At 49.2% G+C, this 22796-nt stretch carries 24 protein-coding genes; 6 read left to right on the top strand and 18 right to left on the bottom strand.

The genetic code is table 11. The features are described from left to right. Positions 1–14: 14 nt before the first annotated feature. The 15 genes from mdh to eutL form a co-directional block, all read right to left on the bottom strand. Entirely contained in the window at positions 15–956 is a 942-nt protein-coding gene (mdh, locus tag ADS79_RS23335) for a malate dehydrogenase (RefSeq protein ID WP_049740739.1), read from the bottom strand. A gap of 29 nt (positions 957–985) precedes the next feature. Beyond that, on the bottom strand, positions 986–1903 hold the full coding sequence (eutC, locus tag ADS79_RS23330) for an ethanolamine ammonia-lyase subunit EutC (protein ID WP_049740738.1): 918 nt from the start codon (positions 1901–1903) through the stop codon (positions 986–988). Between the two features lie 20 nt (positions 1904–1923). After that, positions 1924–3285: an ethanolamine ammonia-lyase subunit EutB gene (locus ADS79_RS23325; protein WP_049740737.1), complete on the bottom strand. Its 1362-nt coding sequence runs from the start codon at positions 3283–3285 to the stop codon at positions 1924–1926. 20 nt (positions 3286–3305) lie between these two features. Further along, positions 3306–4766: an ethanolamine ammonia-lyase reactivating factor EutA gene (locus tag ADS79_RS23320; protein WP_049740736.1), complete on the bottom strand. Its 1461-nt coding sequence runs from the start codon at positions 4764–4766 to the stop codon at positions 3306–3308. A 159-nt stretch (positions 4767–4925) separates the two neighbouring features. Continuing rightward, entirely contained in the window at positions 4926–5516 is a 591-nt protein-coding gene (locus tag ADS79_RS23315) for an ANTAR domain-containing response regulator (protein WP_446661161.1), read from the bottom strand. Next, complete coding sequence (locus tag ADS79_RS23310; RefSeq protein ID WP_049740734.1) at positions 5482–6942, bottom strand: sensor histidine kinase; 1461 nt, start codon at positions 6940–6942, stop codon at positions 5482–5484. The genes ADS79_RS23315 and ADS79_RS23310 overlap by 35 nt, the downstream gene beginning before the upstream one ends. 78 nt (positions 6943–7020) lie before the next feature. Beyond that, complete coding sequence (locus tag ADS79_RS23305) at positions 7021–7464, bottom strand: EutP/PduV family microcompartment system protein (RefSeq protein WP_049740733.1); 444 nt, start codon at positions 7462–7464, stop codon at positions 7021–7023. After that, entirely contained in the window at positions 7461–7802 is a 342-nt protein-coding gene (eutS, locus tag ADS79_RS23300; protein WP_049740732.1) for an ethanolamine utilization microcompartment protein EutS, read from the bottom strand. Before eutS ends, ADS79_RS23305 begins: the two co-directional genes overlap by 4 nt. Before the next feature lie 2 nt (positions 7803–7804). Then, positions 7805–8092, bottom strand: coding sequence for a EutN/CcmL family microcompartment protein (locus ADS79_RS23295; RefSeq protein ID WP_049740731.1), 288 nt, complete (start codon positions 8090–8092; stop codon positions 7805–7807). 4 nt (positions 8093–8096) lie between these two features. Further along, positions 8097–8915, bottom strand: coding sequence for a hypothetical protein (locus ADS79_RS23290; protein ID WP_049740730.1), 819 nt, complete (start codon positions 8913–8915; stop codon positions 8097–8099). Positions 8916–8930: 15 nt separating this feature from the next. After that, positions 8931–9707, bottom strand: coding sequence for a phosphate propanoyltransferase (pduL, locus tag ADS79_RS23285; protein WP_049740729.1), 777 nt, complete (start codon positions 9705–9707; stop codon positions 8931–8933). A gap of 6 nt (positions 9708–9713) precedes the next feature. After that, complete coding sequence (eutM, locus tag ADS79_RS23280; protein WP_005827515.1) at positions 9714–10001, bottom strand: ethanolamine utilization microcompartment protein EutM; 288 nt, start codon at positions 9999–10001, stop codon at positions 9714–9716. A gap of 244 nt (positions 10002–10245) precedes the next feature. Further along, positions 10246–11739: an acetaldehyde dehydrogenase (acetylating) gene (locus tag ADS79_RS23275; RefSeq protein ID WP_084766034.1), complete on the bottom strand. Its 1494-nt coding sequence runs from the start codon at positions 11737–11739 to the stop codon at positions 10246–10248. After that, complete coding sequence (locus ADS79_RS36505; RefSeq protein ID WP_049740728.1) at positions 11739–12230, bottom strand: BMC domain-containing protein; 492 nt, start codon at positions 12228–12230, stop codon at positions 11739–11741. Before ADS79_RS36505 ends, ADS79_RS23275 begins: the two co-directional genes overlap by 1 nt. A gap of 245 nt (positions 12231–12475) precedes the next feature. Beyond that, entirely contained in the window at positions 12476–13126 is a 651-nt protein-coding gene (eutL, locus tag ADS79_RS23265; protein ID WP_049740727.1) for an ethanolamine utilization microcompartment protein EutL, read from the bottom strand. Positions 13127–13431: 305 nt separating this feature from the next. On the opposite strand from eutL, the gene ADS79_RS23260 reads away from it, so the two are divergent. Then, entirely contained in the window at positions 13432–14148 is a 717-nt protein-coding gene (locus ADS79_RS23260; RefSeq protein WP_049740726.1) for a sulfite exporter TauE/SafE family protein, read from the top strand. 169 nt (positions 14149–14317) lie between these two features. Continuing rightward, on the top strand, positions 14318–15001 hold the full coding sequence (locus tag ADS79_RS23255; RefSeq protein ID WP_049740725.1) for a hypothetical protein: 684 nt from the start codon (positions 14318–14320) through the stop codon (positions 14999–15001). A 109-nt stretch (positions 15002–15110) separates the two neighbouring features. Here ADS79_RS23255 and ADS79_RS23250 read toward each other — a convergent pair whose 3' ends face one another. Further along, positions 15111–15869, bottom strand: a complete 759-nt coding sequence (locus ADS79_RS23250; protein ID WP_049740724.1) for an SDR family NAD(P)-dependent oxidoreductase — start codon at positions 15867–15869, stop codon at positions 15111–15113. Between the two features lie 6 nt (positions 15870–15875). After that, positions 15876–16313, bottom strand: coding sequence for a MarR family winged helix-turn-helix transcriptional regulator (locus ADS79_RS23245; RefSeq protein ID WP_049740723.1), 438 nt, complete (start codon positions 16311–16313; stop codon positions 15876–15878). 292 nt (positions 16314–16605) lie between these two features. Between ADS79_RS23245 and ADS79_RS23240 the strand changes: the two genes are divergently transcribed. Beyond that, positions 16606–17283, top strand: coding sequence for a response regulator transcription factor (locus ADS79_RS23240; RefSeq protein WP_049740722.1), 678 nt, complete (start codon positions 16606–16608; stop codon positions 17281–17283). Continuing rightward, positions 17273–18784 carry a sensor histidine kinase gene (locus ADS79_RS23235; protein WP_049740721.1) on the top strand — a complete coding sequence of 504 codons (1512 nt, stop codon included), beginning with the start codon at positions 17273–17275 and terminating at the stop codon, positions 18782–18784. The genes ADS79_RS23240 and ADS79_RS23235 overlap by 11 nt, the downstream gene beginning before the upstream one ends. 45 nt (positions 18785–18829) lie before the next feature. On the opposite strand, the gene ADS79_RS23230 is transcribed toward ADS79_RS23235, so the two are convergent. After that, complete coding sequence (locus tag ADS79_RS23230; protein ID WP_049740720.1) at positions 18830–19726, bottom strand: LysR family transcriptional regulator; 897 nt, start codon at positions 19724–19726, stop codon at positions 18830–18832. A gap of 125 nt (positions 19727–19851) precedes the next feature. Between ADS79_RS23230 and ADS79_RS23225 the strand changes: the two genes are divergently transcribed. Both ADS79_RS23225 and ADS79_RS23220 read left to right on the top strand, forming a co-directional pair. Next, a complete protein-coding gene (locus tag ADS79_RS23225; protein WP_049740719.1) occupies positions 19852–20919 on the top strand; it encodes a YeiH family protein in 1068 nt (355 codons plus the stop codon). 147 nt (positions 20920–21066) lie between these two features. Beyond that, positions 21067–22740: a sulfatase family protein gene (locus ADS79_RS23220; protein WP_049740718.1), complete on the top strand. Its 1674-nt coding sequence runs from the start codon at positions 21067–21069 to the stop codon at positions 22738–22740. The last annotated feature ends 56 nt before the right edge of the window (positions 22741–22796 follow it).

Below are 22796 nucleotides of genomic sequence, written 5' to 3'. Positions count from 1 at the left end.
GGCTTTCTTTTGAATTATTGCATGGCCACTTTCAAAACCGCACGTACGGAATCAGCCGATTTATCCAAAGCTACTTTTTCCGCTGCTGTCAGATCCAGCTCAATGACCTTCTCGATGCCGTTTGCACCAAGCAGCGTCGGTACGCCCAGGTAGAGGTCGTTGTAGCCGTATTCGCCTTGGAGATAAGCAATGGACGGAAGGATGCGCTTCTTGTCCTTCAGAATCGCTTCTGCCATCTGGACCAGGCCAGCTGCTGGCGCATAGTAAGCAGAGCCGTTGCCGAGCAGACTGACGATCTCTCCGCCGCCCTTGCGTGTTCTCTCTACGATTGCATCCAGACGTTCTTGTGGGATCAGCTTATCCAGCGGGATTCCGCCTGCGTAGGAATAACGCAGAAGCGGCACCATATCGTCACCGTGTCCACCCAGTACAAATCCGCTTACATCCTCAACCGATACATTCAGCTCCATCGCCACGAAGGTACGGAAACGAGCAGTATCGAGCACACCGGATTGACCGATTACGCGGTTTTTCGGGAAGCCAGATGTTTTGAAAAACGTGTACGTCATCGCATCAACCGGGTTGGAGAGAATCAGTACCGTAGACTGTGGTGCATACGTTTTTACTTGCTCCGCTACCGAGCGCATGATCGCCGCGTTAGTCGCTACCAGGTCGTCGCGGGACATGCCTGGCTTGCGTGCAATACCAGCCGTGATGATGACAATATCGGAGCCTTCGATATCTTTGTAATCGGAAGTTCCCGTGATGGTAGAATCAAAGCCGAGTACAGGGGCAGACTCCATCATGTCGAGAGCCTTCCCTTTGGTTGGGTTCTCCAGCTGTGGAATGTCTACGAGTACGATGTCAGCCAGTTCTTTTTCTGCCAGGATAAAAGCAGTTGTAGCTCCTGTAAAACCACTACCAATCACCGCTACTTTTTTTCTACGAAAGGTCATGATGATTCCTCCTCACGATTTTCCCAATCTTACAAGACCAGCTTCACTCCGCTTGCCTTTTGCTCCAGCATTTTGGAGAGGATGGTACCGATATGGGCTCCTGCCTCAATAGGAGACGTCCCTTGACGGTGGATGTTGGAGATTACTGTCCGCTCTGACTCCACCATCCCTTTACGCGGGCGATAGCACATATACGCACTCATGGAATGTGCCGTTACCAAGCCTGGACGTTCCCCAATCAAAAGCACCAATACCTCAGGCTGCAGCAGCTCTCCGATATGGTCCATACTCGCTACGCGTCCGCCTTTGACGAAAAACGGTGTACCGCAAGTCAATCCGTAGCTTTTGAGAGAGTCAATCAAGGATGGAAGCACGTCGCGCAGGTTTGCGTCCACTGCACTGGCACTGAGTCCATCTGAGACAACGATCTGTACCTGTGGCTTCTTTTGGCAGCGCTCTTGGAGCAGACGCACACCTTCTTCGTTGAGGATGCGTCCCATGTCCGGGCGCTTCAAATAATTTTCGGTATTGTCATATTGCGTTTCTACTGTGAACATCGAGAATTCGTCAAGCAATGACTGACTAACCTCACCATATACGGCATCGACAGCAGCCGCATGGTCACGACGCAGCTGGAGCATTGTTTTGGTCAGCGGTCTAACGCCAGTACGCCATACACCGATGCGAGCAGGGGTGCTGTCCAAAAGCTCATTTAGTCCTTCCTGCCATTTCGGATTTGGTACTTGCGCCGTTCTTTCTGGTTCTACAGGCAATGCCAGCTGCTCCCGTTCACCAGGAGAAGCGGCTTTTTGCACCGCCACCATTTGTGGAGCAACAGGTGCTTCTGTCTTTTGCGTCCCGGCTGGTGCCGTCTGTCCCATTTCACCCAGCTTTTTTTGCAATTCAGCTACGACTTTGTCTACCAGAAAATCCAATTGTTGATCCATCCGTATTTCACCTCCCCTTCTTACATGAAGATTGTCGGATCGCCCGCGATTGAAGTCAGCTTGCCGTTTTCCATGATGCCCATCTTTTCCAGCCACTTTTCAAAAGCGGGTGCTGGACGCAGACCAAGCACTTCACGGAAAGCCGCGATATCATGGAAGCTGGTCGATTGATAGTTCAGCATGACGTCGTCTGCCATCGCTACACCGATCACGAAGTTTACGCCTGCTGCCGAAAGCAGGATGCCGAGATTGTCCATGTCGTTCTGATCGACCTTCATGTGATTCGTATAGCACACGTCACAGCCCATCGGTAGTCCATGCAGCTTGCCCATGTAATGGTCTTCCAGTCCAGCACGGATAACCTGACGGCTGTCGTACAAATATTCAGGTCCGATGAAGCCAACTACCGTATTGACGATAAACGGGTTATACTTGCGAGCCAAACCGTAGCAACGCGCTTCCATCGTCAGCTGGTCCATGCCATAATGCGCCTCAGAAGAAAGCTCCGAGCCTTGGCCTGTCTCGAAATACCAGAAGTTCGGCCCATAAGAGGTGCCTTCCTTGCGCATCAGCTCATCCGCCTCATCCAACAGCGCAACGTCGATACCGAAGGCATTGTTCCCTTTTTCGCTACCCGCCAAGCTTTGGAAGATCAAGTCTGCTGGTGCGCCCTGACGAATCGCCCTCATTTGGGTAGATACGTGAGCCAGTACACAGTTTTGCGTTGGAATATCGAATTTGTTCATCACGTCTTTGGTCATTGTCAAAATGTCCTTGACGCTATCCGCTGTATCAATAACCGGGTTGATCCCGATAACGGCATCGCCAATACCGTAGCTGAGTCCTTCGTACAAAGCAGCTTTGATGCCCTGAACATTGTCAGAAGGATGGTTTGGCTGCACACGTGCTGCGAGTACCCCTTGCTGACCAATTGCTGTATTGCAATGCGTAATGTTGCGAATCTTGGCTGCTGCTGTGATCAGGTCCAGGTTGCTCATGAGCTTTGCAGTAGCTGCAATCATTTCACTGGACAAGCCTCTGCTGATGCGCTTGATTTCGCTGTCGCCAGCTTTGTGACTCAAAATGTACTCACGCAGCTCGGCAACGCTCCAGTTTTTGATTTCGTTATAAATCTTTTCGTTGATGCCTGCTTCAATTACCCGGGAAACCTCATCCTCTTCTGGCGGAAGCATCGGGTTGTTGCGAATGTCTGCGAGCGTGAGATCAGCTAATACTTGCTTGGCAGCTACACGTTCTCTCGAATCCGCAGCTGCAATACCTGCCAGCTGATCACCCGATTTGTCTTCATTCGCTTTCGCAAAAATTTCTTTTAAATCACGGAATTGATAGGTCTGTCCAAGCACAGTCGTTTTCGTGTTCATCGCGTCCACCCCTTCTTACGTTACGGCCTTTCATCGAAAGCGAGCGTTTTTACCACGACCGGAATAATCGTTCCCGAAATAGGTTCGCCAAGGTCGATGTAATCGCCATATTCTACACGCACCTGATCGATGCAAATAATCTCCGGTGCTCCTTTGCATCTGAGCGCCAATGCCTGACCAAGCGCTTTTGCCATATCCGTTTCACAAATGACTACCATGGTCTTGCTCTCGGTAAATGCCTGTCGGTATTGATCGGCCAGCTCCTGTGCGATGGTCTGAAGCAGGGCATAAGAGCAGTAGCCAATACCCGAAATCGCCAAGGCAAACGGAATTCCTGCCGTCTTTTCAAACAGACGCTCTCCCATGCCATACACCGCTGCTACTTCTTTGTGCAATTTCCCAGGGTCCGTCAATTGCTCTGCCGTCAGTTCCAGCTTGAGAATCGGAATGTTCTTGATCGGCAAAAGCTCTGGTTTGATATGGACTGTTGATCCACTAATCTCTGTGCTTTGCATCCCTGCACCAATTACTGTCGCTCTTACTGTCTGCTCGGGATCAAGCCATCGGACCGGGTAGGCTCCCTTTTCCCGCTCCTGCTGGAGGACGTAGCCGAGGAGCGGGCCAAAATCTCCATATCGGCTAACATCAGCGATACTATTTACGGGGCCAGCTGTCATGAGCTGCCCAACCCCGCCAGAAACAGTGAGTTCATCGACTGGAAAAGCATCACGCAAATGCGGGCCTAGCACTAACAGCCCGGATACCTGCCGCTCCTTGCCCGTCAAATAGTCCAGCATACTTCTTGCCATTTGTTCGGCAAATTCCTTGATCTGTTCAAATCCGATTGCTTGCCCGGTCTGGATACGCAGCCCTTTGGCAGACAGCCACTGCGCAATATTCGGAGAAACATATTGAACTACGCCTTGAGGATCGAGACGTACCAGTCGTCCACCAACATGAAACGTAACGGTCGCAATCGCTCTGCCTCTCGCAAAGTACGCGGCATTCGCGGTTCCGCCTCCGATATCAACGTTAACAATCGTTCCTTGAAGCGTTTGGGAACGCTTTTCCGCACCCGCACCCTTACCCGCCAGCACACCCTCCAAATCGGCACCTGCTGTCGCTACGACAAAATCACCGGATCGCTCTGCCAGCAAATGAACGATATGCTGAGCGTTCTTTTTACTCGCTGTTTCCCCGGTAATAATAACCGCGCCTGACTTGATGGAAGAAAGACTGATCTGTGCCGTTTCATACTCGCGGCGCAAGATCTCGCCGATGCCTTCTGCGTCGATCTCGTCAAATCCAAGCAGCGGTGTAGAATGGACAGCACTTGCGTATAGCAGCTGCCTTTCTACAATCTGATAACGGGGCAGCGAGAAGGTGCTGGACATCCGTCCCAGTCGCAATCGACTCACAATCATTTTGGTGGTACTGGTTCCGACATCTATTCCAACGCTTTGGATCCACTGTTCATCCATATGAACCTCCTTGAACCATTGGCGTGCCTGACGGGGGAGTACGAGAAAAAACGCTTGAACAGCCGGTTCCTCGCTTCCGGTCTGACTCAAGCGCCTTTGCTTATTCGTGCTATCCACTTGTCATTTCCGATCGAATTGTAAAACGGTTACCTATGCAACCTAAGGCAAAAGCTCGTGCTCGCCTGAGAGGATTTCCTCTGCCAGCTTTACAAGTGGCATGCGCCGTTGCATGCTTACTTGCTGGAGCCATTTATAAGCAGCATCTTCTTCCATGGAAAGAGCGGTCATCAGCTTACCTTTTGCCTTTTCCACTGATTTGCGATCCTCAATTTTTTGCTTCAAATCGCTGATATCCTTCTTGAGCGATACTACTTTTTCCTTCTGGCTCAAGGCGATTTCAACTGCGGGAATCAGATCATCCTCAGATACGGGCTTTACCAGATACGCGGTCACTCCAGCCTTTCTGGCATCCTGCACCAGCTCCTTCTGACTGTATGCAGTCAAAAGCAGGATCGAGCTGTCGGAAAAGGAACGAATGATGCTGCTTGCCTTGATCCCATTCAAGACAGGCATTTTCACATCCATGATAATAAGATCGGGCTTGTGACGATGGGCGAGTGAAACCGCCTCTTCCCCGTTCTTCGCCTCGGCAATGACCTGATATCCTTCGTTTTCGAGCATCTCGCGCAAATCCATGCGGATGATCGGCTCATCATCAACGACCATAATCTTCGGCTGCGTCATCTTCATCCCCCTTTTGGATCGGATAGAGAATGGTAACCTCTGTACCGTTTCCTGTATTGCGGAAATGCATCGTGCCTTCCAGGTCTTCCTTGACCAGCGTATCCACGATTTTCAATCCCAGATGGCCTTTTTTCAAGATCAGTTCCATGTCCTCGATGCCAATGCCATCATCAGTAACGGAGAGGCTGACGAAGTCTTCCTTGGAGACGAGCACGATGGAGATTTTGCCTTCGTGCAGATTGCGAAACCCATGGATCATGCAGTTTTGAATCAATTCGGTAACAATCAGGGCAAACGATGTCGCCTTGTTTGACGGCAAGTAAACCGATTCGCCCGACACTACTACTTGTATAGCTTGCTCAGAACGTCTCATGGAGGAGACGATAATTTTCGATATTTTGGTGATTATCTCTTTGAAATCAATCTGTTCCAGACCATCTTGTGCCAAATACTCATGTATGATGGCGATGCTGTTAATCCGATTGATGCTTTCCCGGTATACCTTTTCAATCTCCGTCGATTGCGAGCGCCGCATCTGCAGTCGCAGCAAGCTGGAGATGGTTTGTAAATTATTCTTCACGCGATGGTGAATTTCTTTGATAACAGCCGATTTGATCATCAGCTGCTTTTCTTTTTCACGAATATCTGATATATCTCTCAGGAGAATGATTCCCCCGATGATGTCTGGCTTGCGTGCGGACGAAACCGCTTTCATCATGATAAAATGCTTTCCTCGTGACAGCTCATCCTGAATGTAACCCCCGTGTCTGACAAAATTCTCCGGGGAAACACGCCAGGAAAAAATCCGCTCAATGCTCTCTCCCTTTTCAGGTAGTTCAAAGCCGATCAGAGACAAAAGCTTGTGCGCACGTACATTAGCGTACGTAATCATCCCGTTTTGATCAAACAAAATCATGCCTTCATGCAAAAGGGATGAAATCGGCATATCTGGAGCAGCAAATTGGATCAGCGTCTCGCTTAAATGCTCAGTGGTTTCCTTGAGCATTTCCACATTTCTCTCCTGCTCCACTTGCTTGGAAATATCCTGCTCCGTTATCAACGTACCAATCGTTTCTCCCGCTGCATTTATGATAGGAACGACGCTCTGCCGCATCACGACTTGCTCCTGTGATACTCCGCGTGATCCGATCACTGGCTTGCCTGTTGTCAGGCAGTACATGACCGCAGGCTCGTTGACCGCTGTCGCCAGTTGCCCAACGACCGATCCACTATACATCGAACGAGCTGTAGATGGCGTTGCCTGCGCGATGACAAGCGCTGAGCTACGGTCAATCGTCGGGCAGTCGATAAACATATCGGCTTGCGACAGATCAGCAAAAATCTGCAATTTGGCAGCCAGATCTTCAATGATCCGAATATCGTCCTCACTCAATGTTGTGGCAGCAATGCACAGTTCTCGTATAGATTGCATGCATGTGAACCTCTTTTCACCTGCTTGAAATAGATACTGACCTCATTTTCTCACAGACTGGCCATGGCGGATAGAGGTTTATTGATTAACAATTTCTTGTAAATAGGCACGTAATTCCGGTACCCCTTCACTCGTGTAAGAGGAAGTCCGAAAAATGTTCCCGTTGCCGAGCGATTGGCGCAAAAATCCTTCTGCCCTCTCTATATTGGCATCGGGATGATCCATCTTGGTGATCACCCCTACACACGGTTGGGGAAACCCTTGCGAAAACCCTGGGGGAAAATAGTTGCGCTCGCGTGTGGCATCCTGCACCATCACAATAAGCTCTGCCTCCAGAGAAGTCGCCATCAGCGTTCGATAAAACATCGGGTTTTCACTGTACTCTCCTGGAGTATCAATCACCCAATCCCGATATTCCAACGCCTGGGTCTTCCTGGCTGGCTGTTCGTCATTAAACAACGCCTTGACCAGAGAAGACTTGCCTGCTTCGATGGCGCCGATTATCATTACACGCCCGGTCATGATTTCGTCACCAAAGCCGGAGTAAAGCGTAATTTTTCACTCAAGACCGTGTTGACTGCCTCTACAGCCATCTCCACTGCGGACACGTCGCCTACAACAATCAGAGATCCTGTAAACCGGTCAAGAAAGCCGAGCTCGACACCTGCTGCCTTGGTCGCGATATCAGCCGCGATAATGGCTGTCTCTGTTGGGGTCAGGGTCAGAATTCCGATTGCCCCGGCTTCCTTGATTCCGAGCTTGGTGTAGAGCATTTGGTCAGGGTTGGCAATCACATGAGCCAATGTTACCTGTTTGCCCGGAACAAATTCCTGTATGACTCGTGAACGTTCCTGTTCCATCTTTATCCCTCTCCTCCTGCAGCTCCCGGCACCTCAAACGAATCCACAATTCCTACGATGATCGCGTCTATTGGTACGCTATTTCCGGTGAAAAGGATACGGGCAGGTGTTCCTCGGGAGACAATAACCTGCTCGCCAATTCCTGCCCCAATCCGGTCTGCTGCGATAACAGTTTGTCCGCCTTCCTCACCACGCCAGTCAATCGGCTGGACAACCATTAATTTCAGATTTTCCATGCCTGTTTCCTTTTGTGTAGCCCACACGCTGCCGATCACTTTTCCCAAAAACATGCGATCACCCTTTTCCCATATAGCTGACGGTAATGCGGCGTTCTCTCATGCTGTCAAAAGCCAGTGGAGAGACGATCGCTCCTTTTTTCACGTGCAGGATCGTATCTTTAAGCTCTGGCTGCGATTTAATCCAATCTGCAGTCAACAGCTTCCCGGAAAAGACTGCTTCCGCCTCATCAAGAGCGGTCAGAGCTGGCTGCTCTGGCTTGGTCTCATCCTTTTGCAGCTGTGCTTTCAGCTTGGAAACAACGCGATCTGCCAGACGTCTTTGTTCTGCGAACTCTACGCCCAGCTCTTTCATCGCTTCGACATGACGTTGGAACAGCTTTTCGTAAGCTGGTGGCAGCGTCAATGTTTGCAGCGTACGACGGTCTGCGCGCTTGATACCAGGAACATCGGAGCCTGCAATGACGAATTTGCCTGTCACCAGGGCAGCAAAAACGATCTCCGCTTTAATTGTTCCCTTTAGCCCAGCAGCGATTCGGCCTGCATTGTCCAGATCAATCTCTGGAATGACGATACCGACATAATCTTTCGGCACTTCAAGCGGAGCCGGAGCGTATTCATCAGCAGTGATGATTTTGCCTGCTCCTCCACATTCGATCTTGTGCATCCCCAGCCAGGAAGAGGTTTCCCCGTCCAGGAAGAGGATGTCGTGGCAGATGCCGTGATTTTTCAGTTGGATGAAATGATCGGTATACGCCTCATGTGCCTGGCTGTCGCAAAAGACATACAGGACACGAGGCGCGTCTTTTTTCTTCTCTGTATTCATCGATAGCAGAATCTCTTTTGTAATAGATGCCACCATTTCTCTGATGTCCATCAAGCTCTACCTCCGTTAGCCGGAGTAAAACTGGCCGTTTTTGCCGATCACTTTTACCCGGTCGCCCGTTTTCAAATTAGCGGCATTCCCTTCATCCAAATCCACATGGAAATCGAGCGCAAATCGCGGATGAACGCGAACGACCACATCCGGATAGATAATAGGGCGGTCGCTCTGTGTCGCGAGGATCAGCGTATCGCCATCATTTACTTGAAAGCTTTGTGCTTCCTCTGGGGACATATGAACGTGCCGCTTGGCTACAATTACGCCTTTGTCCAGCATGACTGTGCCTTTTGCCGTGACGAGTACCAGACCCGGTGTACCTTCGATATCTCCAGACATCCGTACAGGTGCATGAACACCCAGTGCAAAGCCGTCTGTGCGAGAGATTTCTACTTGTGTCGCTCCACGCGCCGGACCGAGGATACGAACCCCGTGGATGCTGCCTTTTGGTCCTACAATCGTAACGGTCTCCTGGCAAGCAAACTGACCTGGTTGGGACAGATCGCGCATAGGCGTCAGTTCATGTCCTGCTCCAAACAGTTTTTCCACATCTTCCGGTGACAAATGGACGTGACGATTGGATACGCCCAGGGGAATTTCACGTACTGCCTCGGCAGCTTGATTGGTGGAAGGCTGCTGATGTTCTTCAAACGATTTCACTTCAATCCCTCTTCCTTTCAAGAAATCTGCCGCTGCGGGTGTTATTTTATCCCCTTTCTCTAAGAGAAAGGGGTTTGGTATGCCTGTTTTGTGCATCGCTCTAAGGGATGCTTCTGTAATGACTGCCATCGAGGATTACCCTTCGAGCTTAGGCAAGATCAGTTCAATGTCGCCATGAGGGCGTGGGATGACGTGTACAGATACGAGTTCGCCCACTTTTTCGGCAGCAGCGGCACCTGCGTCCGTGGAAGCTTTTACTGCACCTACATCACCGCGAACCATTACTGTGACGAGACCGCCACCTACGTGTACTTTACCAATCAGTTTAACGTTTGCTGCTTTAACCATTGCGTCAGCAGCTTCTACTGCTCCTACCAAACCTTTTGTTTCTACCATTCCCAATGCGGACATTTCTCCAGCCATGATTCATTTCCTCCTTAAATGTATGGACATATTTTTAGTAGTTAATGCTGTTATTAAGAAAACCTCTATCGCTGCCTCCTCAAAGAGGAGCGACCGCGTTTAGCGGAAAGTTTCACCGAAATAATGCCGGGAGCGAACGCTGAGGTACCTTGCCATTCGCTCCGGAATTCATAAGCTTCACGCTTATAAATTCCTATACGTTCAAAAGTCCGCCATATTTCGCGGGCTTTTTGAAATCTGTTTGTTAAGACGTCATTTCAGTCAAAACAGATTTGATAATATTTTTGATCTCATCACGGCTCAGACCGACATTCATCGACGAGACAGCCTGCAGAACCGCTTCTTCCGCTGGGGAAGCCGCTTGTGTCTGTACTGGCTGGGACTCTGGCATCTCTCTTACGCCAAACGCAATGCGCTTGATGTTGAACAGGTGCTTAGGTCCGATGTTGTCTGAAGTGATGTTGCCTCCAAACGAACCGCAACCAAGTGTAAAGGATGGCTGAATGCCGGTTGTGGCGCCAATTCCTCCGAAGGTCGTACCGGTATTAACCGGGATGCGGGATGCTGGCATTGCTTGGCCATAGGACGCAATGACGTTTTCGTCTGTAGCGTGGATACCCGCTGTATGTCCCAGACCACCATGCTCCAATAGCTCGCGGCAACGTGCAAATGCCTCTGTCCCATCCTGAACGGTATACAATGCGAGGATCGGAGCCAGCTTTTCTACGGACAGCGGATACGCCTTTCCAACGCAGCTTTCCTCAGCGATCAGCACGCGTGTATCAGCCGGGATGGAAATGCCAGCCATCTGCGCAATCACATGCGGAGAGCGACCTACAATTTTTGCATTAAGCGAGCCGTTGACCATGATAATAGCAGCTACGCGCTCTTTTTCATGCTCATCGAGGAAATATGCTCCTTCTCGCTTCAATGCTGCGATCATTTGGTGCTTGATCGTTTCTTCAATCACCAGCGCCTGTTCCGAAGCACAAATCGTACCGTAGTCAAACGTTTTGCTCCGTACGATTCGTTTGGCAGCTGCCGCCAAGTCTGCACTGTGGTGGATGTAAACCGGTACGTTGCCCGGTCCCACGCCATAAGCTGGCTTACCGGAGCTGTAAGCAGCCCGTACCATTGCTGATCCACCTGTAGCCAGGATGACGTTCGTCAGCTTGTGCTTTATCAGCTCGTTGGTAGCCGGGAGCGTTGGCTTGCTCACGCAATGGATCAAGCCTTCTGGTGCTCCAGCCTGCACGGCTGCCTTCGCCATCAGCTGCGCTGCTTCCAGCGTACATTTGGCTGCGGACGGGTGTGGACTGAAGACGATCGCATTGCGTGCCTTGAGGGCAATCATCGATTTGAAAATAACAGTGGACGTAGGGTTCGTGGATGGTACGATACCCGCGACAACCCCGAACGGCTGTGCCACTTCCCATACTTTGTTTTCCTCGTCCTTGCCTACGATGCCGACCGTTTTTTGATCTTTGATCCAAGCGTAAACGTCCTGGGAAGCAAACAGGTTTTTCATCCGTTTGTCGGGGATGTTACCAAAGCCTGTCTCTTCCACTGCCATTGCGGCCAGTCGTTCTGCTGCCTCGACGCCCGCTTTGGACATCGCCGCTACGATCGCATCGATTTGTTCCTGCGTGTAAGAAGCGAGCTTGGCTTGTGCCTCCTTGGCCTGAGCCAAATAGGTGCGCACTTCCTGTATGGAGTATAAATCAGCATCCAGTGTCATTAGACTTGCTCACCTCCGCCTTGTTGCTTTTCCTCGAGCAGGCGAACGAGATCTTCTTTTTTCGCTGTATTGATTTCATTTGTGGTAAGAGGGAAATCTGCATACGAACGCGCCAGCTTGCGCAGATCGTTGATCGATTGTTCAGCAAGAGCGGATGCAGATTGTGCTTGTGCCGGCTCTGGCTTTACCTCTTCCTGTACGGGTGGTTTCAACAGGTTCTTGATCATTTTCGGTACACTTTCATCCGGGCGCGGGATGACGTGAGAGTGGAGCAATCGTCCGACACGTCTCGCTGCGTCCGCTCCGGCATCGACAGCCGCTTGTACCGAGGATACATCACCGATTACATACACGGTGACGATTCCGCCATCCGCTCCTTCATATGTCGCTACCTTGACATCTGCGGCCTTGGCGGCAGCATCTGCGGCAGCGATAAGAGCGGGCAGGCCCAATGTTTCAATCATGCCAAGTGAGTATGCATGAGCGCGCATTTATATGTCCTCCCCTTTTAGAAAACCTCTATCGAGGCCTGATCACGGAGGAACGACCGCGTTTTAGAGGTAGGTTGTTCTTGCAATATCGGGAAGAACAGCATGACGTCTATCCTCTCCGATACTGTTGGAAAAACTTAGCTTATCGCCAACTCCAATAGCGAAAGCCTTCGTTTTACTATACTTGCATCCTTTATCGCGTTAGCGAAAGTAAACTACCCGAAAGTACACGAGGGAAGATCCCTTTAAAGTTTTACAGGTTGCTCCGCGACACTTCTAACGGCAGTGGCAAATGCATCTGCCGCTGCTGTGCAAGCAGACTGGCTACCTGTTAAAAGCGCTCCCCCGAAGTTGGTTTCCGTAGGCGGTCCAAAAAACTGCACCATTTGCACGTCTGCTGCCTTGAGAGCTGCATCAATGCCGTACATGGCTTCCAATGGTGGAGCGATCAAATAGGCGAGCGGCTCCCCTTCTGGAATTCCCGCCAACTGGGATAAATAGCTTCCAGTCCGCGACACGACATGGGCGTAATACGCATGTGTTCCTTCTTCATTTAGAGAATAAAAGCATGCTCCGCTTTCCATGAATGCAACGGCTGCATCCAGACCGCTCTGTACCTCCGATGGCGTCGCTCCTCCAATCATCCCGATGAACTCGCCGGATAACGGACCAGAAGCGTGACCGGAGCCCGCATAAAACGACTTGGCATAAACAACTTCCACAGCTGCCTTTTTCGTCGCCTCATCGATCGCTGTATATCCCACATCATCAATCGTAGAAGTCAAAAGACCCAGGCTTCGAATATGCGAAGGCAGGTTCAGCTTCTCCGCGAATTGAGGATCGACATTGGGAATCAGCCGGATCGCAAGCGGCGTCGCTCGAATTGGTTTTTCCATGCGTGTCACTCCTTTCAAACAACTACTTCCCTTTTCAAAACACAAAAAAAGGTGTCAAGAACATAGGAAAAACTCCTCATGTTCATGGCACCTTCGCCTTTTGTTTGTTCACTTGTTGAATAAGAAACAAAACAAAATGTTGTATTCTTATCCGTGTCTCTAATGTAAGACAATGGCGGGAAAATTGCAAGCGTTTTCGCTTACCTGTCACTTTCCAAATTCCGCATCTTTTGATTTTACCAAATGAATCGACAACTATAAAATGGACCTATTCTAACGATAAAACACAGGGAGGAATGTTCACGATGAATGACTGGATGATGCTCGTTTCGATCGTCCTGTTTGCGGCATTGTTACAAACAAGTACAGGCTATGGCTTTTCCATTATTGGGACTCCTTTTTTATTTCTGCTCTACCCGGCCCATAGTGCCATCCAAATCAATATTATCCTGTCTCTTTGCATTTCTGTTTTCATGATTTACAAGATCAGGCATGAGATAGACACGATCCTGCTCGGCAGATTGATTCGCGGTAGCCTGATCGGGCTGATTCCCGGGATCATGATCTATTTGTACGTCGATGTCGCTTTACTCAAAATGGTTGTCGGTGCCCTTATTTGCATCTCCACGATTCTTTTAATCCTTAAGATGACAATCGCTCAAACGAAAAAGAAAGATTACGCTACAGGAGCAATCTCGGGTTTACTCACAACAAGCATCGGGATACCAGGACCACCACTGCTGCTTTATTTTGCAGGAGTTGGTACCAAAAAGGAAACACTTCGCAGTACGACACTTGCCTACTATTTGTTTATTTATTTGATCAGCCTGATCATGCAAGTCTGTTTTGCCGGTACAAATAAAGAGATTTGGCTTTCTTCCCTCATCGCGCTGCCTGCCCTTTTTGCCGGAATTCTCCTTGGACAGCTTCTATTTAAAAAGATCAGCCAGCGAATATTCCAAATTCTCACCTACGTTATTCTGCTGTTTACAGGCTTGTATTTACTAACGACGAGTCTGTAATTTCCTTTTTGTCTGTCATTTGGCCAGAATCAATCCGTTCCATCACTTTTTCTAAACTCGGCCATTTAACGGACACATGCGCGGATTATCTTTGTTGTGTAGCCGGGACGGGCAAGACCGAAAGCTGGCTCAACACCATACAGGATGGAATCCCAAGGAGGAAACTCACATGAAAAAGAAAATCGCAATGACAGTAATGGCTCTCGCAGTATCCGCAATGGCAGGCTCCGCATTCGCTGCTGAAAAAGCACCTGAAAAAATCGAAGGCACTGCCCAAATGAAGATGCTAAACCTTACAACAGCGGCACCTGCCATCAGCCTGGAGCAAATGGCGAAAGAAAAGGGCATCACGGTAGAGGAACTGATTGCTCAGCTTGAAAAAGAAGGAAAAATCGTTAAAGGATTAGCTGTAGTTGACGCAAAAATCGATCCAGCTAATGGTGAAAACAATGTAGCGATGACCGCAATCTTCAATATGAATGATGAGCAAGGAAATGCTTCCTTCTCTCTCACAAAAGCGATTAGTTTGGAAGAAATGGCAAAAGAAAAAGGGATCACTGTGGAAGAGCTGATCACGGAGCTCGAAAAAGAAGGAAAGATCATAAAGGCTCTCCCAACGACAGAAGCTGCGCAGAATACGGAGGGCGACTCTTCTAAAGCAGTAATGATGGAAAGAATCGAACTGAATGGTGAGGCCGGTGACCTCTCAACTGCTGTCCCATTTGCAACAGTTATCGATTTGAATCAACTCGCAAAGGAAAAAGGCATCACGGTTGAAGAACTAATTGCTCAGCTCGAAAAGGAAGGCAAAATCACCAAAATGGTACCAACAACTCCTGCAACCAAGAAATAATCAACCAGAGAAAACCAGCGCCGCCCCTGGCGATACGGGCTTTGTATAAATAACAAAATGCCTTTGACACAAAAACTTGTCAAAGGCATTTTGCTTGCAAGCGGTAGAATTACAGGGTAAGACCGCCATCAATCGTCACAATGGAACCAGTCATATAGCTGGAGCCAGGCGAAGCCAGGAAGGCTACTACATTCGCTACTTCATCCGCTTCGGCCATGCGACCAATGCGTGGGAATTGGATGTCAGGCACATTGCCTGTTTCTTTGATCGTTTGTTCCAGACCTGCTACGAGGCTGGTTGTTACACCACCAGGGCAGACGGCGTTGATGCGCACGCCCGTTTTGGCATACTCCAATGCAGCTCCCTTGGTAATGCCGACAACCGCATGCTTGCTAGCAGAGTAAACAGACATGCTGTGCTCGCTTTTCAAGCCTGCTGTGGACGCCGTATTGATAATCGAACCAGAGCCCTGCTTCACCATTACCGGAATGACGTATTTCAAGCCCATGAACACTCCTTTAAGATTCACCGCCAAGATGCGGTCAAACTCGGATTCCGGGATATCCGCGAGCAAATATGGCTTTTGAATAATTCCCGCATTATTAAAAAATACGTCGATCTGGCCGTATGCTTCCAACGCCTTGTTTACATAGTTTTGTACGTCAGCGGATTCTGCTACATTTGCTTGAACAAAAATGCCTTCTCCGCCTTTTTCCTTAATCAAAGCGAGTGTTTCTTCACCAGTTTGCTGATTGAAATCGACCAGCACCAGCTTCATACCCATTTCAGACAGCTTCAGGCTTGTAGCACGTCCCATTCCGCTTCCTGCACCTGTTACTACAGCAACTTGTCCTTGTTGATTGGTCATGTCATGTCACTCCTTATGTTTTTGATGTTCCTCGAGGTTTGCTACCATCTTCTTATAGGATTGGAGCAGCTCACCTAGCTCTTCATCGGAAAAATTGGCCCATAGTGCATCTGTCAACGTTGCATAACGATTGTTGATCATGTCGAGAATTTCCTGGCCCAAGGGAGTTATGGCAAGTAGCGTAACACGTCGATCTGTTTCTGGAATTTGTCGTTCGATATATCCTTTTTTCACTAGTTTATTAGCTAGATTTGTGACGGCAGGCAAGCTGATGAACAGTCTTTCAGCGAGCTCCGAGCTTTTCACAGCACCTTCCTCTGCCAAAATTTCCAGGATATACACCTGAGAACCCGACATGTCACTGTCCAAAATCTTTCCATACGAAATGATAAACTTGTGAACCATGCTTGATAGTAATTTGGATAGTTCGTCCCGCTCTCTCATCTTGGCTGGGTCGACACCTCTTTTCACAAATAACTTAAGACTACTAATAGTTAAAAGCATTAACTATTAGCCATCTATAGTCTACCTCTTCCTTCTTAATCTTGTCAACGAACCACACAATCGAACAGCTTCGCCATATTTCAGACACACAGACCACGTACAATAGAACATCCATGTTTGTATGGTTGATAAATTCACTCCTTAACAAATGATGGTAGACCCAATTCCTCCATTGCCTTGCTATGATGATATCAATCCAATATGGTCCGGTTAGAAAAGAGGTCGTGAACGCGTGAAACGAATTTATATCATTGAAGATGAAATGCCGATTGCTCGCTTGATGCAGGTCTATCTGCAACGAGCCGGCTATGAAGTTAATTGGAATGACGGAAATCAGGACCCTGTCCAGACCTTTCTTTCCTGGAGACCCGATCTGGTTTTGCTTGATCTCATGCTCCCGGACCACGACGGCTTGGACATTCTGGAGCAAATTCGTCAATACAACAGCTGCCCCGTGATCATTATAACGGCCCGCGGGACGGTGCCTGACAAGCTCCAAGGCTTGGCCCAAGGCGCAGATGACTATATTGCCAAGCCTTTTGATCCCGAAGAGGTTCTTGCCAGAGTACAAGCAGTGCTGCGGCGTTCCTCCTACCTCGCTGAAGCCGACACCATAAGACTTGGCACGCTGACCATTGACTTCTCTGCACAGAACGTACTCCTCGGAAAAGAACCTGTTTCCTTGATGCCACGTGACTGGCAGCTGCTTGCTTTTATGGCACGCCATCCCAACCAATGCTTCAGTCGGGATCAACTCTTGGACCAGGTATGGGGAATGGATTTTGATGGGGGAGATCGCGCTGTGGATACTGCTGTCAAACGCTTGCGCAAGAGCTTGCAGCAGTGGCCCGGCACCGAGGGTGAAATCACTACAATCAGAGGAATGGGGTACAGTCTACGTGTTTATTAAACGAGGCTCTAAGCCCAAGTCGCCAGTGCCTCTCTTGCGCTACTGGACCTGGCGCTATGCGATGATTTTGTCGATCATGCTGCTCGGGATTGGCTTTTTCGGCATTTACTGGATTAATAAAAATGCCACAGAGCAGCAGTTTGCTGTATTGGAAGCGAGAACGCAGCTATTAGCAGATTCCTATTCCAAGGTGGCTTTCGCAAAAACAATCACGATTTCACCTATAGCAACACTGCAACCCTCGATTTCGATGGTCCAATCAGGTCAAGCGGTTCCAACAACATCAACTGCTTTTGCTGCGACGGCCATGCCCGACATTCCAATGGATCATGTGGTTCAAATCTCTAATCGATTCAACTTGCTGACCACTCAACCGATAACTCAAAATATGACTGCAGTGACTCCTGCAGCAAAGGTTGTGCTGCCCACACCGATTACCCCAGCCAATAAAAAAATGGAAACACGCGAAATCATCCCTACAGATGACGCAACCTGGCTGCGTGTAGGTGTACCCTACTATCAGCGAAACGAAGTAGCCGGAACGTATTATGTAAGCACGCGGCTCAACAATGATCTCGTTCATACGTATATCACTATCATGATCTCCATCGGAATCATTACGTTGTGTGGCTGGGGCATCGTTTATGTGCTCTCGCGCTCACTGACCCATCCGCTACGACAACTGGCACTGGCTGCTGAGCAGATTTCTGCTGGCAACTATGAACCTGCTTTGCCTGATGCTTCGCGAATCAAGGAGTCAGAAATCAGTCAGTTGATCGTCTCGTTCGATGAGATGGCCAATCGCCTGGGACAGCTGGAACGGATGCGCACGGATTTGCTCGCAGGAGTCTCACATGAGCTGCGGACCCCGGTCACATCTATACGTGGCATGATACAGGCAGTGAAAGACGGCGTTGTAAGCGGACCAGATGCGGATGAATTCATGCAAATCAGCATGGACGAAGCCAAGCGCCTGCAAACGATGGTAAACGACCTGCTCGACTTCTCCTCGATGGAGGCAGGAGCCGTCCATGTCGAGCATAAGGAAATGAATGTATCCGAGCTATTGAATCAGATGATTTCTCAGATGAACACGCTGCCTGCCTTTGCAGAAATAGAAATCAACGCTTCGCTACAACCATCCAGTCTCACCTGGATCGGGGATGAATCACACTTTAAGCAAATCTTGCTCAATTTGGTTGGGAACAGCGCCGCCGCCAAAGCGTCGACAATTCAAATCCTCGGGGAACAGCAGGGGAATCAGCTTATTATCGATGTGATAGACAATGGCAAGGGTATCTCTGATTCAGAAGCGCCGTTCATTTTCGAACGGTATTATCGCGGGGATAGCAAACGAAAGAAGAAGCATGGGTTAGGTTTGGGACTGACGATTTCCAGACTGCTCGCTAAAGCCCATCACGGCAACGTGGAACTTTTGCAAAGCTCTCCAGACGGAACGACTTTCCGCCTTACTCTTGGGCGATCTACGCCAACTACATGACAGCACGAAAAGAAGCCGTATGCAACGACGCGTACGGCTTCTTTATTACATATAAGTCCCTTCCGGCAAATGAGTGCGTATGAGATCCATAAAAATGTCTAATGCTTTTGTATGAAACTCTTTCGTTTTCGTCACCAAGGAAAAATCCCGCGTGACTGGTGTACCCGCTACCTTTAGTGTGCAAAGCGTACCCAGCTTGCGTTCTTTGCGGATCGCCCAATACGATAGCAAGCTAATGCCGAGACCAGCTTCTACAGCTTCTTTAATGACTTGGGTACTCCCGAATTCCATCTGTTTTTTGGGCTGAATCTGCAGCATGCGAAACATTTTTTCCGCAGCTTCTCTCGTTCCTGACCCTTCTTCGCGAACAATCCATGTTTCATCCAGCAACTCAGAGACGTTAACCTCTTCTTTTTTTGCCAAAGGGTGCGCCGGAGAAACAATCAGGTACATGCGATCATCGGCAAATGGCTCGACACACATTTTTTCTTGTAAAAACTCTCCCTCTACAATACCTACATCCAATTGCCGGTTCGCGACCAGCTCGGTGATCACAGTGGAATTGTGGATCGTTATCGTAGGCGTGATCAGTGGATAGTGCTGCCGCATACGCGCAATGACATGAGGCAGCACGTATTCGCCATAGGTGTAACTGGCACCAATAGTCAAATGACCGCTTGGCGTGTTCATCAGATCGTCCACCAGACTCTGCATGCGTGTGTACAGCCCGAGAATCTCCCGTGCGTGATGGTAGACGATCTCTCCTGCCTTATTCAGCCGAACATACTTGTTGCTGCGCTCCAAAAGCTTCGTTCCCACCGCGCGCTCCAAAGAAAGTATGTACTGGCTGACAGCAGGCTGGGTCATATGCAGTTCTTCTGCTGCTCGTGAAAAGTTTTGTCTGTCTGCCACTGTCACAAAAACGAGTAACTGCTGATCCATACTGCATCACCCCGTTCATTTTTATAATAGGCAATTACTTATCGTGATTATTGTAATGATTTATTTTTCTTATTATAACAATTGTTTTATTCTGAGGTTGTAAATCTTTTCAAGGAGTGATGACAGTGGCCACCCAGTTCAAAGACAGCGTGCCATTGAACAGCAGCAATGCAGCTGCACAGCCCGAAAAACCCCAGGGAAGCAAAGCCTCTCCCCTCTCCTTATGGATCGGCGGCATCGCCTTTACTTTTGTAGTTGCCCTGCTTGGTTATGGTTTATCGCGTGTTCCTGGCTTTGACCGTGTCGGTCCTTTGGCTTGTGCGATCCTGATTGCGGTCGCCTACCGGCAGTTTTGGGGATATCCCGAGGCATTGCGATCAGGGATTCAATTCTCCGCCAAACGTTTATTGCGTCTCGCCATTATTCTGTACGGTCTTAAGCTGAATATTGACGTCGTGCTTCATCAAGGTCTCGGTTTACTCGTCTATGACGTAGGTGTGATTGTTTTCGCCATCGCTCTGACAATGCTGCTCGCGAAATGGCTGAAGGCCGAGCCATCCCTCTCCCTCATGCTCGGAGTGGGTACCGGAGTGTGCGGGGCAGCAGCTATCGCCGCCGTTTCCCCTATCATTCAGGCAAAGGACGAGGACACCGCAATCGGCGTTGGGATCATCGCTTTAGTCGGAACGGTGTTTGCAGTCGGCTATACCATCCTGCGCCCGTTTTTACCCATCTCTGCGCTAGATTACGGGATGTGGTCCGGAATTAGTCTGCATGAGATTGCTCATGTCGCTCTTGCTGCTGCACCTGCTGGACAGGATGGCCTGGCAATCGGGCTTTTGGCAAAATTGGGCCGCGTCCTGCTGCTGGTTCCACTCTGCTTTATCTTGATGTTCTGGATGAAACGAACCGGAAAAATTCAAAGCGGTACCAAAATTGAATTTCCTTGGTTTTTGATCGGGTTTCTTGTGATGAGTCTTTTCGGCAGCTATGTTCTCGGCAAACAGATTCCGGTTTCCGAAGCATTTAATACGGGCGTAGCCAATGTAACGACTTTTGTTTTGACGATGGCTATGGTTGGACTTGGTCTGAACGTGAATTTACGTGCACTTCGCACAAAAGCGGCACGTCCACTGATTGCCATGTCAATCACGTCAGTTCTGCTCTCCATCTTGTCGTATATTTTAATCTAGAAAATTTCTCCAGCTCTTCGCCTGATATTTGCTTGGGCGAAGATTTTTTCTGTGAAAAACGTCTCGACGTTCTGTTTTGTGGATAAGGACAAAGGTTATCCCCATATGTTGATAAAGATGTGATTATCTTTTCACGGGGGCATCCACATGTTGAAAAAACCGTTTTTTTCGCGACCCAATATTTTGTTCATCATGGTGGATGAGGAACGTTATCCACCTGTGTATGAAGAACCGGAGATTACCGCATGGAGACAGGAAACGCTCCACGCCCATTCCTTTTTACGCAAGCACGGACTTGAATTCACCAATCATTACGTCGGAGCTACTGCCTGCTCCCCAAGCAGAGCGACATTATTCACAGGGCAATACCCTTCCTTGCACGGGGTTTCCCAGACCACTGGAGCGGCCAAGCGCTCGGCAGACAGTGATATGTTCTGGTTAGACAGAAATACCGTTCCTACCATGGGTGACTATTTCCGGGCAGCAGGCTACCGAACGTACTACAAAGGGAAGTGGCATTTTTCTGATCCCGACATTTGGATACCCGGCACCCATACATCTGTTCTCAGCTATACACCCGGCACCGGAGTGCCTGACCCGGAAAAAGAGCGCCTGTATTTGCTGGCTAACCGGCTGGACGGGTATGGGTTTTCCGGCTGGATCGGTCCGGAGCCACACGGAAGGGCACCTCACAACTCAGGATCATCCGCAGGGATTGGAGTCAACGGCAGAGATATCATTTATCGCATGGAGGTCGTTCGACTCATCCAGCAGCTTGATCAGGAAAAACAAATGCTGGATCGTTCTGACTCGTACCAGCCCTGGCTGCTTGTTGCCTCTTTTGTCAATCCACACGACATTGTCTTGTATGGCGATGTAACTGCTCATCTCCCCTTTTTTCGGTTTCACGTTGATGATTCCATACCAGATATCCCTCCACCGCCTACTCATTATGAGTCACTTGTCACGAAGCCTCGCTGTCAGGCAAGCTATCGCGATGTTTTTCCACAGGCTTTTCAGCCGATCTCTGACAACGAGTTTTATCGCCGCCTGTATTTTCAGCTTCAACAAAACGCCGATCAAGAAATGATGCATGTGCTTGAGGCGATTTCCCGCTCTTCCTTGTACAACGAAACGATCATTATTTTTACATCCGATCACGGTGATCTTTTGGGAGCGCACGGCAATCTCCATCAAAAATTTTATTGCGCGTACGAGGAGAGCATCCATGTTCCGTTTATTATCCACAGTCCCATGCTTTTTCCACAGCACTTTTACACAGACCAACTGACAAGCCATATAGATATCCTCCCCACCCTATTAGGTCTGATTGGCGCAAATACTCCCGCAATCACCGAACAGCTCAAGCAAACCCATAGCGAATCCCGACCTCTCGTTGGCCGCGATCTTGCCCCCCTGGTTCTCGGTGAAGACTCCGCTAGTCCACCCGAGCCGGAGTGTCTCTATTACATGACCGATGACGATGTGACCAAAGGCCAGCATCAGGTCAGCATATTTTTACAGCCGTATCACGCTGTTATACCGCCAAACCGTATAGAAACGGTGATCGCCCGGCTCTATCACGACGGAAGAGAAGGCTTGTGGAAATATTCCCGGTATTACGCATGTGAAAATGCACTCGGGCAAACAAACGAAGACATCCCCGACGAATATGAATTGTACGATCTGACAACTGACCCTTTGGAAGCACGTAATTTGGTATATCCAGCCTACGTGACACCCTATACCAAACAAGTCCGCAAGCAAATGGCAGCATTGTTGGAAGAGCAGCGCAACCTGAAACGAATTACACCGGGCTAAGTGTTTGTGGATAACCTCAACTGTGGACAACGCAAAAAAGCAGCCCCTTCCTCTTG

Source organism: Brevibacillus reuszeri (assembly GCF_001187725.1).
GTDB classification, from domain to species: domain Bacteria; phylum Bacillota; class Bacilli; order Brevibacillales; family Brevibacillaceae; genus Brevibacillus; species Brevibacillus reuszeri.
Note: the sequence above shows the minus strand (reverse complement) of the source record. Positions and strands in the feature narration are given on the sequence as shown.

Bases quoted from the DNA above. Each gene is read 5' to 3' on its own strand.
- mdh (WP_049740739.1), bottom strand. From the start codon at position 956: ATGACCTTTCGTAGAAAAAAAGTAGCGGTGATTGGTAGTGGTTTTACA.
- eutC (WP_049740738.1), bottom strand. From the start codon at position 1,903: ATGGATCAACAATTGGATTTTCTGGTAGACAAAGTCGTAGCTGAATTG.
- ADS79_RS23325 (WP_049740737.1), bottom strand. From the start codon at position 3,285: ATGAACACGAAAACGACTGTGCTTGGACAGACCTATCAATTCCGTGAT.
- ADS79_RS23320 (WP_049740736.1), bottom strand. From the start codon at position 4,766: ATGGATGAACAGTGGATCCAAAGCGTTGGAATAGATGTCGGAACCAGT.
- ADS79_RS23315 (WP_446661161.1), bottom strand. From the start codon at position 5,516: ATGAAGATGACGCAGCCGAAGATTATGGTCGTTGATGATGAGCCGATC.
- ADS79_RS23310 (WP_049740734.1), bottom strand. From the start codon at position 6,942: ATGCAATCTATACGAGAACTGTGCATTGCTGCCACAACATTGAGTGAG.
- ADS79_RS23305 (WP_049740733.1), bottom strand. From the start codon at position 7,464: ATGACCGGGCGTGTAATGATAATCGGCGCCATCGAAGCAGGCAAGTCT.
- eutS (WP_049740732.1), bottom strand. From the start codon at position 7,802: ATGGAACAGGAACGTTCACGAGTCATACAGGAATTTGTTCCGGGCAAA.
- ADS79_RS23295 (WP_049740731.1), bottom strand. From the start codon at position 8,092: ATGTTTTTGGGAAAAGTGATCGGCAGCGTGTGGGCTACACAAAAGGAA.
- ADS79_RS23290 (WP_049740730.1), bottom strand. From the start codon at position 8,915: ATGGACATCAGAGAAATGGTGGCATCTATTACAAAAGAGATTCTGCTA.
- pduL (WP_049740729.1), bottom strand. From the start codon at position 9,707: ATGGCAGTCATTACAGAAGCATCCCTTAGAGCGATGCACAAAACAGGC.
- eutM (WP_005827515.1), bottom strand. From the start codon at position 10,001: ATGGCTGGAGAAATGTCCGCATTGGGAATGGTAGAAACAAAAGGTTTG.
- ADS79_RS23275 (WP_084766034.1), bottom strand. From the start codon at position 11,739: ATGACACTGGATGCTGATTTATACTCCATACAGGAAGTGCGCACCTAT.
- ADS79_RS36505 (WP_049740728.1), bottom strand. From the start codon at position 12,230: ATGCGCGCTCATGCATACTCACTTGGCATGATTGAAACATTGGGCCTG.
- eutL (WP_049740727.1), bottom strand. From the start codon at position 13,126: ATGGAAAAACCAATTCGAGCGACGCCGCTTGCGATCCGGCTGATTCCC.
- ADS79_RS23260 (WP_049740726.1), top strand. From the start codon at position 13,432: ATGAATGACTGGATGATGCTCGTTTCGATCGTCCTGTTTGCGGCATTG.
- ADS79_RS23255 (WP_049740725.1), top strand. From the start codon at position 14,318: ATGAAAAAGAAAATCGCAATGACAGTAATGGCTCTCGCAGTATCCGCA.
- ADS79_RS23250 (WP_049740724.1), bottom strand. From the start codon at position 15,869: ATGACCAATCAACAAGGACAAGTTGCTGTAGTAACAGGTGCAGGAAGC.
- ADS79_RS23245 (WP_049740723.1), bottom strand. From the start codon at position 16,313: ATGAGAGAGCGGGACGAACTATCCAAATTACTATCAAGCATGGTTCAC.
- ADS79_RS23230 (WP_049740720.1), bottom strand. From the start codon at position 19,726: ATGGATCAGCAGTTACTCGTTTTTGTGACAGTGGCAGACAGACAAAAC.
- ADS79_RS23220 (WP_049740718.1), top strand. From the start codon at position 21,067: ATGTTGAAAAAACCGTTTTTTTCGCGACCCAATATTTTGTTCATCATG.